The 14055-nt window shown below is 29.5% G+C and carries 13 protein-coding genes, 1 other RNA gene and 1 pseudogene; 1 reads left to right on the top strand and 14 read right to left on the bottom strand.

The genetic code is table 11. The features are described 5' to 3' along the window. Positions 1–36 precede the first annotated feature (36 nt). The 9 genes and pseudogenes from deoC to ssrA form a co-directional block, all read right to left on the bottom strand. Entirely contained in the window at positions 37–675 is a 639-nt protein-coding gene (gene deoC / locus GEMHA0001_RS06770) for a deoxyribose-phosphate aldolase (RefSeq protein ID WP_003145376.1), read from the bottom strand. A 9-nt stretch (positions 676–684) separates the two neighbouring features. Next, a pseudogene (locus GEMHA0001_RS06765) lies at positions 685–1988 on the bottom strand (thymidine phosphorylase). A gap of 51 nt (positions 1989–2039) precedes the next feature. Beyond that, the gene (locus GEMHA0001_RS06760; RefSeq protein WP_003145436.1) at positions 2040–2588 is read right to left on the bottom strand and encodes a hypothetical protein; all 549 of its coding nucleotides are present in this window, start codon (positions 2586–2588) and stop codon (positions 2040–2042) included. A gap of 17 nt (positions 2589–2605) precedes the next feature. Then, entirely contained in the window at positions 2606–2935 is a 330-nt protein-coding gene (locus tag GEMHA0001_RS06755) for a hypothetical protein (RefSeq protein WP_003144888.1), read from the bottom strand. Next, positions 2932–3411 carry a crotonobetainyl-CoA--carnitine CoA-transferase gene (locus GEMHA0001_RS06750; RefSeq protein ID WP_003144986.1) on the bottom strand — a complete coding sequence of 160 codons (480 nt, stop codon included), beginning with the start codon at positions 3409–3411 and terminating at the stop codon, positions 2932–2934. The genes GEMHA0001_RS06755 and GEMHA0001_RS06750 overlap by 4 nt, the downstream gene beginning before the upstream one ends. Before the next feature lie 23 nt (positions 3412–3434). Next, entirely contained in the window at positions 3435–4424 is a 990-nt protein-coding gene (gene floA, locus GEMHA0001_RS06745) for a flotillin-like protein FloA (RefSeq protein ID WP_003145096.1), read from the bottom strand. A 21-nt stretch (positions 4425–4445) separates the two neighbouring features. Then, positions 4446–5069 (bottom strand): NfeD family protein, encoded by a 624-nt coding sequence (locus GEMHA0001_RS06740; protein ID WP_003145218.1) that lies wholly within the window; start codon positions 5067–5069, stop codon positions 4446–4448. 6 nt (positions 5070–5075) lie between these two features. Continuing rightward, positions 5076–5795 carry an MBL fold metallo-hydrolase gene (locus GEMHA0001_RS06735; RefSeq protein ID WP_003145404.1) on the bottom strand — a complete coding sequence of 240 codons (720 nt, stop codon included), beginning with the start codon at positions 5793–5795 and terminating at the stop codon, positions 5076–5078. Between the two features lie 147 nt (positions 5796–5942). Continuing rightward, positions 5943–6299: a transfer-messenger RNA gene (gene ssrA / locus GEMHA0001_RS08855) on the bottom strand. Positions 6300–6449: 150 nt separating this feature from the next. Between ssrA and GEMHA0001_RS06730 the strand changes: the two genes are divergently transcribed. Then, the gene (locus tag GEMHA0001_RS06730) at positions 6450–7697 is read left to right on the top strand and encodes a replication-associated recombination protein A (protein WP_003145422.1); all 1248 of its coding nucleotides are present in this window, start codon (positions 6450–6452) and stop codon (positions 7695–7697) included. Between the two features lie 44 nt (positions 7698–7741). Here the strand turns inward: GEMHA0001_RS06730 and murB are convergent, their stop codons facing one another. The 5 genes from murB to pth all read right to left on the bottom strand — a co-directional run bounded on the left by murB (position 7742) and on the right by pth (position 14024). Further along, a complete protein-coding gene (gene murB / locus GEMHA0001_RS06725) occupies positions 7742–8644 on the bottom strand; it encodes a UDP-N-acetylmuramate dehydrogenase (protein ID WP_003145662.1) in 903 nt (300 codons plus the stop codon). Beyond that, on the bottom strand, positions 8637–9158 hold the full coding sequence (locus tag GEMHA0001_RS06720) for a GrpB family protein (RefSeq protein WP_003145537.1): 522 nt from the start codon (positions 9156–9158) through the stop codon (positions 8637–8639). The genes murB and GEMHA0001_RS06720 overlap by 8 nt, the downstream gene beginning before the upstream one ends. Positions 9159–9291: 133 nt before the next feature. Further along, on the bottom strand, positions 9292–9855 hold the full coding sequence (locus GEMHA0001_RS06715; protein WP_003144989.1) for a DNA-3-methyladenine glycosylase I: 564 nt from the start codon (positions 9853–9855) through the stop codon (positions 9292–9294). Continuing rightward, a complete protein-coding gene (mfd, locus tag GEMHA0001_RS06710; RefSeq protein WP_003145569.1) occupies positions 9848–13399 on the bottom strand; it encodes a transcription-repair coupling factor in 3552 nt (1183 codons plus the stop codon). Before mfd ends, GEMHA0001_RS06715 begins: the two co-directional genes overlap by 8 nt. Before the next feature lie 67 nt (positions 13400–13466). Beyond that, positions 13467–14024, bottom strand: coding sequence for an aminoacyl-tRNA hydrolase (gene pth / locus GEMHA0001_RS06705; protein ID WP_003144984.1), 558 nt, complete (start codon positions 14022–14024; stop codon positions 13467–13469). Positions 14025–14055 lie beyond the last annotated feature (31 nt).

Genomic DNA, 14055 nt, shown 5'->3' with positions numbered 1-14055 from the left:
AAATATTTTTACAATCTTCTAAATTACTTTTTATTATTATTTTACAATGTCAATTCCTGAACTTGTTCCTAATCTCTCTGCTCCAAGCTCAACATATTTTTCTGCAGTTTCCTTATCTCTAACTCCGCCACTTGCTTTAACTTTTGCATTATCACCTACTACAGACTTCATTAATTTGACATCTTCATACGTTGCTCCGCCAGTTCCAAAACCTGTTGATGTTTTAACAAAATCAGCTTTTGCTACTAGTGATAACTCACAAGCTTTAACTTTCTCTTCATCAGTTAAATAACAAGTTTCAATTATAACTTTTAATACATTATCTCCAATAGCCTCTTTTATTTGACGGATTTCATTTTCAACATATTCAAACTCTCCATCTTTCAATTTAGCAACATTGATAACCATATCTATTTCGCTTGCTCCGTTTTCTACCGCTTCTTTTGCTTCAAAAACTTTCGCAGCAGTAGTCATTGCACCTAATGGAAATCCTACTACAGCGGCAACTTTAACATCTGTTCCTTGTAAAAATTGTTTAGCATCTACAACATAACAACCATTAACACAAACACTATAAAATTCATGTTCAATTGCTTCCTCACAAAGTTTTTGTACATCCGAACTACTCGCTGTTGCTTTTAATATTGTATGATCTATATATTTATTTAGTCCCATTTTTTACCTCTATTCTATAACTTCTAATATATTTTTAATATTTTCTATTTTTTCTTGTCCAATTACATAGGCATCTATGACCATAGCTTTACTAGATTGAACATTTTTTTCATCGTTAAAGTAAATTTCAGCAATAATTTCACCTTTTTCCACTTTATCTCCGACTTTTTTCTTAAGTTCGATTCCTACGGCATGATCAACCTCATCTTCTTTTGTAGCTCGACCAGCACCAATAACCATCGCCGCTTTACCAATTTCTTCTGCTTTGATTTTTGTTACAAAACCTTCTTCTTCTGAAAATACCTCTAAAACTGATTTAGGCGTTGGTAACAGTTCATAATTATTTACTACTTCACCATCACCACCACTTAATTCAATGAACTGTCTTAATAACTCTAAAGCACGCCCATTAGCAATAACTTCATCTATTTTTTTAGCAGCTTCTTCGTATGTCTTAACTTCACCTTTGTGTTTTAACGCTAGATAGACAATTTCATAAACTACTTCTTTAAGATCATCAGACCAGTTTCCTTTTAAGGCTTCTATTCCTTCCACAATTTCATTAGCATTTCCAATATTATACCCTAGTGGTTCTTCCATATTAGTCAGTACTGCTATGGTTTTTCTACCTACACTATTTCCAATTTCAACCATTCTACGAGATAATTCTCTCGCATCTTCAATAGTTTTCATGAAAGCACCGTCACCGACTTTTACATCTAAAATAATTAAATCAGATTGAATTGCCAATTTCTTACTCATAATACTACTTGCTATTAAAGGTATACTGTCTACTGTTGCAGTCACATCACGTAATGCATAGATTTTTTTATCTAACGGTACAATATTGTCGCTGTAACCCATTAGTCCTACTCCAGTTTTACTAGCTACTTCTACTAGTTCTTCTTTTGTAGTACTAAATTTAAAGTTTCTTATTGATTCAAATTTATCAATCGTTCCTCCAGTGTGTCCTAAACCTTTACCCGATAACTTTGTTGTAGCCATTCCTACGGCTGATAAAATCGGCCCTAGAACTACTGTAACCTTATCGCCTACTCCACCTGTTGAATGTTTATCAACAAGATAATGATCTAGATTATCAAAGTAGATTGTATCACCTGAATCTTTCATAGTTAAAGTGAAATTTGTAAGCTCATCTTTTGTCATATTATTAAAATATACAGACATTAAAAATGAACTCATCTGATAATCAGGTACCGATCCTTTAAGGTATCCTTCTAATAAAAATTCAATTTCAGATTTTGTAAGTTCTTTATTTTTTTCTTTTTATCTATGATATCAACAACTCTCATAGGTTATTCTCCTTAAATATTCTTCATTGAAAGATAAACTAATATATCTTTTTAAAAATCTTTACAATAAAAATTCGTCATACTATATTTCTCATTCTCTATGTAAATATTATTAGATACTTCTAATATCTGCAAACTCTTCTTATCTTTTAATATTTTATATAGTTCTTCTTGACTTTTTTTACTATATACTATTTTATCACGAATTATGTACATTTTGTAGCCTAATAATGTTAACATATAGTTTTTATATTTAAATAAAATCATATATAACATATAGAATAGAACTAATAGTATAACTATTTTCCATAAAAATTGAAGTTTTTGATTTATAATCAAAAATGTAATAATTATCATTAAAATTAAGTAATAATAATCAATACCGCTTTTCCCAGTAATTTCTTTTTTACTACAAACAAATATATTTGTAGGCTTACTACCATTTTGAATTATTAAAGAAAAAATAGATATTATCATCAGTATTGTAGTTAATAAGAGCGCATCTAAATCTTGTTTTACAAAAGTATAAATAAGTAAAATAAAATAAAGAGGCATAAATGAATAAATACAATAACTAATATAGTTAAATGATTTTTTCATCTCATACCTCCTATTTATTATCTTTTACTTTTTGGTTTAGACAAAATCTCCGAAAAAATTATATCATTCACAATTCTTTCTTTGTCAAAAGTTAAAGAATTTGAAAATATTTCTTTTTCCTTATCTACTATAACACGTGGTTTCCTTTCAAAAAATTGTTTCTGTGAAGATTCATGTTTTGGAATATGATTATCTCTTTGATTATACTTTTTATAATCTTGTTTAGGTGCTTTCTTCTTCTGTTTAACTTTCTTAACAGTTTCTTTATTATTTTTTTTATTGTTCTTCGCTTTATCAATAATAAGTGAAACTATTAGGAAAATTATAGGAATCACTAAACTACTCATCTTCCCCTCCTAGAGTCTCTGTTTAGATACTCATTTGCAATCAATCCACGAACAAGATTTTCTTGAGAAAATTCTAATTTTTTTGTATTATTTTTGGCATTACTAGGTTGGTCAAAGTTTCTTTGCATAGAAAACTTATTACGACCTTTGTTGTAATTCTGACTATAATACTGTTGATATTTGTTCATAGTAGAGTTATCAACTTGTTGTTCATATATATCTTCTTTATAAACTTGTTGATCAGATAAAGAACTTTGTCTATTTCTAAATTCATTAGAATCCTTATTGGCAGCTTCTTTGATTCTTTTCATCTCTTCAACTGCCTTCAGTGCTTGAGCTCGAGCATTATCTAGCTCCATTTGTTTGGAATTATCTAAATTTTTTCTGTATCTTTTACTGTCAGAAGCAAAAACCATTACGAAAATAGCAAAAATTATGATAAATGTTATTGGTGCTGCGAAAATTAAAAATGACATTTCACATCCTCCTTTTTATCTAATTATTTACCTGCTCCTGTTTCAGGTTGTGACATACGTTTTATTGAATCTCTCATACCTGTATCAGCTTCTAAATTCTTATAATTCATATAATCCATAATACCAAGATTACCTTGTTGGAAAGCTTTCGCCATAGCTAATGGTAATTCTGCTTCAGCTTCTACAACTTTCGCACGCATTTCTTGAATTCTAGCTTTCATCTCTTGTTCAGCTGCAACCGCCATTGCACGACGTTGTTCAGCTTTTGCTTGAGCAATATTTTTATCTGCGATAGCTTGCTCTGTTTGTAAGTTCGCACCAATGTTTTGACCGATATCAACATCTAGAATATCAATTGATAGGATTTCAAATGCAGTACCTGCATCTAATCCCTTATCTAAAATTGTTTTAGAAATTCTATCTGGATTTTCTAGAACAACTGTGTGTGATTCAGAAGAACCAATTGTTGAAACGATACCTTCACCTACACGGGCGATAACTGTTTCTTCTCCAGCTCCCCCCACTAAGCGTTCAATGTTTGCACGAACAGTAATTCTTGCTTTTGCTTTTACTTCAATACCGTTAATTGCAACCCCTGCAATATAAGGTGTTTCAATAACTTTAGGGTTAACACTCATTTGAACTGCTTGAAGTACATCACGTCCCGCTAAATCAATTGCAGCACAACGTTCAAATGTTAAACTTACTATGTTAGCTCTGTGAGCTGCGATAAGAGCATTGATTACTCTATCAACATTACCCCCTGCTAAATAGTGACTTTCCAATTGATTAATAGTAACAGCTAAACCAGCTTTATGTGCTTTAATCATCGGATTAATTACTCTACTTGGAATAACACGTCTTAGTCGCATACCAACAAGTGTAAAGATACTTACCTTAACTCCTGCGGCAATGGCACTAATCCAAAGACCAAGAGGGAAGAAAGTAAAGAATATCGATAGCACAATCAATACAACTACTACGATAATACCTGAGAATATTAATTCTGGCATAATACTACCTCCTTAAAATTTTTATATTTTTTTAACTACTATACGCATTCCTTCTACACGTATAATCTCTACCTCATTACCCTTTTCTATAAAATCTCCATCAGTTACTACATCCAACTTTTCATTTCCTAAAACAGCCACTCCTGCTGGACGTAAATCTGTATATGCTTGAAGTTTTTTTCCTATTAATTCTAATCTACTTTCACTCGCCACATATCCATCTTCTGTTGAGATAGAATCATTAAGAACAAGTCTATCTAATAACATTAACCTTTTATGAAAAACATTTCTATTAACATAAAATTGTATCGTTGCAAGTATTAAAGAAATAACTAAAATAAATGCAATATGATATGTTGACTTATTAATGTAGATTATTGCATAAATCACGGTAATGATCCCTACTGTTCCAACTATTCCACCAGGAATAAACATCTCTAGTCCTATTAGAGATATACCTCCAATAAATAACAATAGAACAAAAATACTAAATCCTGTAGAATAAGAATGTAAGGCAATATATGTCGCTAAACTTACTATTGACAATATTCCAAATAAATTAAATTTTCTTGAGAATAATTGTTGACAGAAAGCCAATGACATAGTAATTAAAAGAATCCAATCGAGAGACATCATTAAATTCATATGTAATCACCTCATTTTTGTATATTCTTTTTCTAGATAGTCTAATAATTCCTCCCTCGTGAAAACATTCCCATGACCGGGAACAGCATGTTCAAAGTCAAGAATTGATATTCTATCTATATAATCACGAAGCTTTTGTTTATTATATGCCATCGGTTTTGTATAATAATTTTTAGCGTGACTATCACCTAAAAACAATACCTTCTCCTCTGGAATATAAATTAAAAATGCATCATTAGAATGTGAGTTATCATTGTAAATACAATTAATTTTAACTCCTCCAAGATTTAAATTGAAATCAGCCATTTTAGGCATATCTGGAATTCTAATTTTTATCTCATGATTTTCATATACTCTCTTTATAACATCGGCACTGTATTTTATCTCCGTTCCATCCTTAACTCTTTGATACAGACTCTCATCATCCCATTCTAGTTGAGATAATTCTATTAAAGATTCTCTAGCTCTATCGGTAGCGATTACAGGAATATCTATATACGCTGCTCCAAAACTATGATCCCAGTGATGGTGTGTTAATATCACATAACTTGGCATTGGTAAGTCATTTTCTTTTAATTCTTTTAGAAATGTTTCAACTTGTGCAGGTCCATTTCCTGAATCTAACATTACAGAGAAGTATTCTCCTTTTACATACCCAAGCGTTGGCTCTAAATACATATATCGTTGTTTTGTATAATAAAATCTATCTGAAAATTTAATTAGCATCCTTTTTACTTCCTTTTGATTATAGATATATTATATCATACAAAAATTGTAAAGTATATTATTATATTTAAACATTTATATACTTAGCTTCTCCTAATAAAAAAAGAAAGAAAGCAATACCAAAAAGGTTTACTTTCTTTAAATTCTATATGGAGATGGCGGGATTTGAACCCGCGTCCAAAAATGCCTCCCCTTAGCTTCTACATGTTTAGTTTACCTATTAAATTTAATTCTCCACTTAAGCCGATAAACAGGCAATGAAAAACGAGTTTGATTAATCTCTTATTTTTTTCTACAAACGGAAGAAAAAAATCGTAGACTGCTAAGAATGAACCGATTAGCTTTGTCACAGTCAAACAAAGTAATCAGCCTTTAGCTTATTAAGCTGCTAAAGCGTAATTTGTTTTTTCGCCAGTTATATTTAACTGATGTGTTGTTAAAGGAGACAACCCTCCTACATGCCACCAAGAAGACTAGCATCCCTGTCGAATCCTAAACATCCCCTAATTGTGATTATTATATTTTATCATAAAATTCAAATTATGTAAAATTTTATTATCTCTGTAATATTCTATGATTTAAATTCAACTCTTACCTACATTAATCATTCTTATGATATAATAAATTGTATATAATAAAATTAAAGGAGGAACCATGGAAACACTTATTAATAAATTACGTCCAAGTAAAATCGATGATATTATCGGTCAACATCATTTAATTGGTGATGGAAAAGTTCTTACTAAAATAGTAGAAAGCAAAAAAATGTTCTCATTTATTCTATATGGTCCCCCTGGAACTGGAAAAACTTCAATCGCTAATGCATTAGCTAATGAACTAGACTATAAATTTAAAATACTAAATGCTGTAAATTGTACAAAAAAAGATTTAACTGCTGTAATAGAGGAATCAAAAAGATTTAAAAAAGTTATTCTACTACTCGATGAGTTTCACAGACTAACTAAACCTATGCAAGATATATTACTCCCTGAAATCGAGTTTGATAATATATACGTTATTGGATGCACAACAAACAATCCTTATCATACTGTAAATCCAGCGATTAGGTCACGTTTAATTATTTTTGAATTACAACAGGTTTCAAATGATGATATTTATGAATATCTAAAAAAAATATCAAATAATAAAGAAATATTCCCTAAGGATTTAAAAATAGAAGATGATGTTTTTAAAACAATCGCCCTAAACTCTTCTGGTGATTTAAGATTCTCATTAAATACTTTTGAAATTTTATATAATTTATCAAACGAAGGTGAAATTATCACAAAAGATAAACTATTAAACTTATCTCTAGGAAAATTTAAAGCTTATGACAAAGATGGAGATGCTTTTTATGATATTATTAGTGCTTTCCAAAAATCTATTCGTGGCAGTGATGTTGATGCTTCACTGTACTACTTAGCGCTGCTGATAGATAGTGGTGATTTAGACACTATATATAGAAGAATGAGTGTTATTGCTTATGAAGATATCGGTCTAGCTAATCCGAATATCGGACCTTTTGTTCATGCTGCGATTGAAAGTGCGAAGATGCTTGGACTACCTGAAGCAAGAATACCTTTGGCCAATGCTGTCATTCAACTTGCACTTTCCTTAAAATCTAATAGTGCTTATATGGCGATTGACAATGCACTGCACGAAACTAAAACAAATCCAAAATTCATAATTCCTGATCACTTAAGAGATGCACATTATTACGGTGCTGATAAACTAAATCGTGGAGTTGGATATCAATATCCACACAGCCATCCGACAGGGTATATTAAGCAGCAATATCTTCCTGATAACTTAGTAGGAAGAACATTCTACACACCAAAAACAAATAATAAAAATGAACAAAATCTAGCACAATATAAAAAATTTATAGATAATATGAAATAAAAAGAAAAGTAGTAACTCAAATAAATTCGAGTTACTACTTTCTTTTATTCACCTAATATTTTAACTTCACACTCAAGTTCAACACCTGAATCTTCTAAAACTTTTTTCTGAACTTCTTTAATTAAGTTTTTATAGTCTTCACAAGTTGCTGAATTTATATTAACCATAAATCCTGCATGTTTTTTTGAAACTTGCGCTCCACCAACAGTTAATCCTTGTAGTCCAGCATCTTGGATTAATTTTCCTGCGAAGTATCCTTCTGGTCGTTTAAATACAGAACCACATGAAGGGTATTCTAAAGGTTGTTTATCAGAACGCATTTTATTCAATTCTTCTACTTTAGAGACAATTTCTTCTTTGTTTCCTTTTTTCATTTGAAAATAAACTTTAGAAATAATTTCCTTAGTTTCTTGAATTATAGAGTGTCTATATGAAAATTCCATTTGTTCATTAGTATATATTTTCTTTTCACCGTTTTTAGTGAAAACTTCAACCTTTTGAACTACTTCTTTCATTTCACCACCGTATGCTCCAGCATTCATGAAGATTGCACCACCAACACTACCTGGAATTCCACATGAGAATTCAAGGTTAGTTAGGCTATTTTCAATACAAAAATCAGTAAGTTCTTTTAATGTTAACCCGGCATAACAAGAAATAACATCACCTTCTAGTAACTCTATATCATTCATATCACTAGTTAAAGCTACTATTCCTTGAATTCCATTATCAGAAATTAATACATTCGAACCATTGCCTAGTATAGTCAATTCAATATTATTTTCATTACTATATGCTATTACATTTTGTAAATCTTTTTCGTTATTTATTTTCACTAAAATCTCAGCATTACCACCTGTTTTTGTAAAACTATAATTTCTTAAAGGTTCGTTATATAATACTTCACTGCTTTGAAGAATATCTTTAATATTTTTTATTTTAATCATTAGTTTCAATCCTTTTTAAAATTTCATTTATAAATATTAATTTTTGTGCTAAATAATCTTTAAATGAAAGTTCTTTGTTCATATTTTTGAATGAATTATAGTCATCTTTTAGCGTATCATTACTAAAAACTGCTCTAGCTTTTGTAAAATCTTTGTGTACTTCTGTATCACGTTGAACAACATTTAGGACTACATCGTAACTCATTGTTAAATAATCAGTTATTCTTGCGTACTTAATTACCCCTTTTATTCCATTATGAGCAATTCTGTGATATCCTATATTGTTTAATCTTTTTTCATCAAATGTTGTTATTTCATGTAAATTCTCAACAACAACAAGAATATCTACAATTTTTTCTCCCAACACCTGTGTAGTACTAGTGGCTCCAATATGTAAAAACTCACATTTCGGCATTTTTGGGATTTCTTGTATTTTTTTTATTTCTTCTAAAAATATGCTTACAAAGACCTCATTGTCTTTTATTTCTTCAATTTTAACAATTCTCTTATCCATTTATAAAATCCAATCTTGTAATTAAATATCCTAATCTATTATAGACGTTATTTTATTTAAAGTAAAGCTATATCTGGATTTCATCTATGAGCTAAGTAAATAAACTTATGATATTAATTACATTATTTATTTACTAACAGCATTCTTCATAACAAAAACATCCTTTTTCATGATCATTTATCATTCCAATCGCTTGTAAATAGCTATAGATAATAGTACCACCTACAAAATTAAATCCTTTTTTTTTCAAATCTTTACTAATTTTTATAGAAAGCTCAGATTCACTTGGTGCATTTTTATAGCTTGTTAATTTATTATTAATTTTTTTATAGTCTGTAAAACTCCAAATATATTTATCAAAACTTCCAAACTCTTTTTGTATTTTGATAAATGCAAGAGCATTTTTTCTAACTGAATAGATTTTCAATTTATTTCTTATGATACTTTCATCTTCTCTTAATGATTCTAAATATTCATCTGTATAATTTGCACAAATATTATAATCAAAATTATTAAAAACTCGTTTGAAATTCTCGCGTTTTTTTAATACTAGTGACCAACTTAACCCAGCTTGCATACCTTCTAATACTAAGTACTCGAATAACGTTTGATCCTCATGAGTTTCTCTTCCCCACTCATTATCATGATATTCAATTTCTAAGGGATCCTTTGCCCACGGGCATCTATGTTTATTCATACGTATCCTCCAAATTACTATTTACTAAAGTAAGCATTTCTCTAATTCGTCTAATGCTATATCTTTCTTTTTTATCAATTTCTAAGAAAAATCCATCCTTTGCTATAATGCGTGTATCTTTATGAGGAGTTAATGCAGTAAATAATTCTTTTCCTTTTAGATTATTCATAATTTCTTTATTGAATGTTATAACAACTTTATTAGCTAATTCTTTTATACTAGTAACCATAGTATTTTTCGCCATAACTTTTAAATAACAAATATCTATTAGATTATTTACTTCTTCTCCAAAATCAGAGAATCTATCAATTAAATCTTCAACAATACTTTCTATTTCTTCATCACTAACAACATTGTTCAATCTCTTATAGAAATCTATTTTATCTGCATCACTAGAGATATACTCTTTTGGAATAAAGGCATCTACATTAAGTTTAATTTCAAGATCATCAGTCTCAACTTCAAAAATATCCTTTTTAATTGAAGGTGCTGCTTCTTTAATAATATTTTCATAGTAACTTACGTCTTGAGTTCTATCCTGCTCTAATAGCGGTTCTAAAATACCTTTTTTAGCTTGGATTTCTTGTTCTAACATTTGAGAATACAACGTATAACCTACTGAGTCGATAAATCCATGTTGTCTTCCACCCAAGACATCCCCTGCTCCTCGAATTGATAAATCCTGCATGGCAATCTTAAACCCACTCCCAAGAGATGTAAAGTTCTTAATTGCTGATAATCTTTTCTCTGAGTTTTCAGTTAGCGACTTAAACGGTTCATACATCAAGTAAGCATATGCTTCTCTGCTACTTCGACCAACTCGTCCACGAAGTTGATACAACTGACTTAGTCCAAAACGATCAGCATCCTCTACTATTAATGTATTTACATTTGAAATATCAATACCAGTTTCTATAATAGTAGTAGAAATTAACATATCATATTTTCTATCTATAACATCAGTCATAATATTCTCAAGCTCTCTTTGACTCATACGACCATGTGCATACGCTATATTAATATCAGGTAATAATCTTTTTAGCTCTAAATACTTCTCATCGATTGTCTCTACTCTATTATAAACATAGAAAACTTGTCCTCCACGATTAACCTCATTCATAACCGCTTCTTTAATAACCATTTTATTCTGAGCTGTTACGAATGTCTGGATAGGTTGACGTTCTCTTGGTGGTGTCTCTATTACAGATAAATCCCTAATTCCAATTAAACTCATATGAAGTGTTCTTGGAATTGGTGTAGCACTAAGAGTTAATACATCAACAGTATTTTTAAGATGTTTGATTTTTTCTTTGTGTTTAACTCCAAAACGTTGCTCTTCATCTATTATCAATAAACCTAAATCTTTATATTTAAACTTATCGTTTAATAGTTTATGCGTTCCAACGATGATATCTATTTTACCTTCTTCTAGCTTTTTACAAATCTCAGTAATATCTTTTGCAGATTTAAATCTACTTACTACCTCTATATTAATAGGGAAATTCGCAAATCTATTTACAAAGTTATCATAGTGTTGTTCAGCAAGTAGTGTTGTTGGTACTAAAACAGCTACTTGTTTATTATCTGTAACAGCCTTAAATGCAACCCTCATCGCTACTTCCGTCTTACCAAATCCAACATCCCCACATAACAATCTATCCATCGGACGTTCTTTTTCCATATCTCTCTTAATCTCTTCAGTAGCTTTTACCTGATCTTCAGTAGGAGTAAATGAAAAATCTGCTTCAAATTCAGCTTGCAAGCTTCCATCAATACTGTACGCATAACCTGAACTCAATTCACGCTTAATATATAACTTAATAAGATCTTCAGATATATCCTCGATTTCTTTACGAACTCTGCTCTTAGTCTTCTGCCAATTTTTGGTACCAAGTTTATTTAATGCGGGTTTTCTGTTATCAGTAGAAGCGGTATATTTCTGAATATAGTTCATATTATTTATATCTACATAAATAATATCTCCACCATCATAAACAATTTTTAAGAAGTCTTTAAATACTCCCCCTACTTCTACATTCTCAATACCTTCATATAAGCCAATTCCGTGACTAACATGAACAATATAATCCCCAATATTCAGTTCTTGATAGTTTCTTATTTTTTCTGAATTTGTATACTTAAATTTTACACGTCGTTTTTTTCTTTCTTCTTCTGTAAATAGTTCACGTGGCGTTAATAAGAATATTTTATTTTTTCTATCCTCTAATCCCTTAAGGTGATATTTATTTAAATCAATAAAAATTTTCCCTTCTTTAACACCGTAATAAATATCGTCATAAAAATAATTATCAAATAACACTTTTTCAACATAATCTTTTTGTTTCTGTGTGTTTAATGAGATAATTACTTTGTAATTGTCTGTAATCTTCTCTCTAATTTCTTTAGCTAAATACTCTTCACTTGAATAATAAGCTAAATCGATTATATCTAAGTTATAGTTTTTCTCTATAATCTTATCATTTAGCTTTAAAGTAGATAAGTAGTATTTTCTAATATCTAAATTTTGAATCTTTTCAAATGCTATATTATCTATTACATCTTGATAAATATAACTTCTATTCATTTCCTGCAAACTTGTTAAAAAATACTCTCTTAATCCTTCTATTTTTTCTAATATTTTATGATAATTATCATAGAAGACTATAGTATCATCGTTTAAATAATCAGCAATACTATATGTATTTTCATAAATTAAATTCGAGAAACTCTCTAAGTCACTGAAATCTCCTGTTGCTCTATAGATTTCTACTTTTTCCTTAAGATAAGTGCTAATCTCTTGATAATTCTCATCTTTTTGTATCTTTTTATCATCCAACTTAGCAAGTACTCTTTCTACAACTATATCTTTTTCTTCAGAAGTAAGGAAAAAATCACTTGTCGGATAAATAACTGCACTATCAATTCTATCTAGAGATCGTTGAGTAATTTCATCAAAAATCCTCATACTATCAAGCTCGTCATCAAAGAAATCTAATCGTATCGGCTTTTCACTTAGAGGACTAAAAATATCAACTATACTACCTCTTTTAGAAAATTCTCCAACTACATCAACACTTTCAACTCGTCGATATCCCATATTTACAAGTTTTCTTTGTAATTCATCAAAACTTATAACAGTGTCCTCATTAATTTCAAAACTGTTATTTTTGAAATCACTAGGATTTTTTACCGTTCTATATATAGCTTCTATTGGAATAATAATTATGCTTTGTATATTATGAACTAAGTTTTCAAGTACTTTTATCGAATTTTGGACTAGATCATTACTTTTAGATGTATGTCGTTTTAGTATATCGATTTCTGGATAAATATATGTTTCTCCTTCAAAATCACTTAAAATTGCAAATAACTCTTCAGCCTCAGCTTTACTTTGCGATACCACCACAACAGTCTTATCACTTTGTTTATACTCATTATATATCTCTAAAGCACGTGTTGTTAAATTTTGTCCGTAAATTCCTATATTTTTATGTTTTTTTTCAAATTTTAAATCAACTATTTCTAACAGACTATCTTTTATCATATACGCTCCTTTCCACGATAAATAGCAGCAAAAGAAACTATCTTTCTCTAATGCTGCATTTATTCTTCTAATTATATTTATTCATCAAATCTACAAAATTCATTTTAGAAAAATCTTCAATACAGTTTATACTCTTCGAATAAATCTTTTCAATTTCAACCATTTCATCTTTTGAAAATCTTCCTAATACATAATCAACTACCTTCATAGGTGGAGTTGGTCTATCAATACCAATTTTTAATCGATTAAATTTTTCTGTTCCAAGGTGACTTATTATACTCTTAATACCATTATGTCCACCGCTACTTCCTTTAGCTTTAAGTTTAAAGTTTGCAGTTTTTGTATCTAAGTCATCATAGATTATCAAAATATCTTCTATATCAATTTCAAAATAATCATAAAACTTCCCTACTGCTTCTCCAGATAAATTCATATATGTTGTAGGTTTAATTAATAAATATTTAATTCCATTGTGATACGTCATAGCATATTCTGAATTGAACTTTGTTTTATCAAAACTTACATTCCAAGATTTCGCTAGTTCATCTAGAACCATAAAACCAATATTATGCCTTGTATTTTCATATTGTTTTCCTGGATTTCCTAATCCAACTATTAATTTCATAGATTATCCTCTCTTTATTTTATTTACTATC

The organism is Gemella haemolysans ATCC 10379 (assembly GCF_000173915.1).
GTDB lineage: Bacteria > Bacillota > Bacilli > Staphylococcales > Gemellaceae > Gemella > Gemella haemolysans.
Note: the sequence above shows the minus strand (reverse complement) of the source record. Positions and strands in the feature narration are given on the sequence as shown.

What these genes read in the sequence shown, in the direction of transcription:
- deoC (WP_003145376.1), bottom strand. Translation starts at nt 675, where the DNA reads ATGGGACTAAATAAATATATAGATCATACAATATTAAAAGCAACAGCG.
- GEMHA0001_RS06760 (WP_003145436.1), bottom strand. Translation starts at nt 2,588, where the DNA reads ATGAAAAAATCATTTAACTATATTAGTTATTGTATTTATTCATTTATG.
- GEMHA0001_RS06755 (WP_003144888.1), bottom strand. Translation starts at nt 2,935, where the DNA reads ATGAGTAGTTTAGTGATTCCTATAATTTTCCTAATAGTTTCACTTATT.
- GEMHA0001_RS06750 (WP_003144986.1), bottom strand. Translation starts at nt 3,411, where the DNA reads ATGTCATTTTTAATTTTCGCAGCACCAATAACATTTATCATAATTTTT.
- floA (WP_003145096.1), bottom strand. Translation starts at nt 4,424, where the DNA reads ATGCCAGAATTAATATTCTCAGGTATTATCGTAGTAGTTGTATTGATT.
- GEMHA0001_RS06740 (WP_003145218.1), bottom strand. Translation starts at nt 5,069, where the DNA reads ATGAATTTAATGATGTCTCTCGATTGGATTCTTTTAATTACTATGTCA.
- GEMHA0001_RS06735 (WP_003145404.1), bottom strand. Translation starts at nt 5,795, where the DNA reads ATGCTAATTAAATTTTCAGATAGATTTTATTATACAAAACAACGATAT.
- GEMHA0001_RS06730 (WP_003145422.1), top strand. Translation starts at nt 6,450, where the DNA reads ATGGAAACACTTATTAATAAATTACGTCCAAGTAAAATCGATGATATT.
- murB (WP_003145662.1), bottom strand. Translation starts at nt 8,644, where the DNA reads ATGATTAAAATAAAAAATATTAAAGATATTCTTCAAAGCAGTGAAGTA.
- GEMHA0001_RS06720 (WP_003145537.1), bottom strand. Translation starts at nt 9,158, where the DNA reads ATGGATAAGAGAATTGTTAAAATTGAAGAAATAAAAGACAATGAGGTC.
- GEMHA0001_RS06715 (WP_003144989.1), bottom strand. Translation starts at nt 9,855, where the DNA reads ATGAATAAACATAGATGCCCGTGGGCAAAGGATCCCTTAGAAATTGAA.
- mfd (WP_003145569.1), bottom strand. Translation starts at nt 13,399, where the DNA reads ATGATAAAAGATAGTCTGTTAGAAATAGTTGATTTAAAATTTGAAAAA.
- pth (WP_003144984.1), bottom strand. Translation starts at nt 14,024, where the DNA reads ATGAAATTAATAGTTGGATTAGGAAATCCAGGAAAACAATATGAAAAT.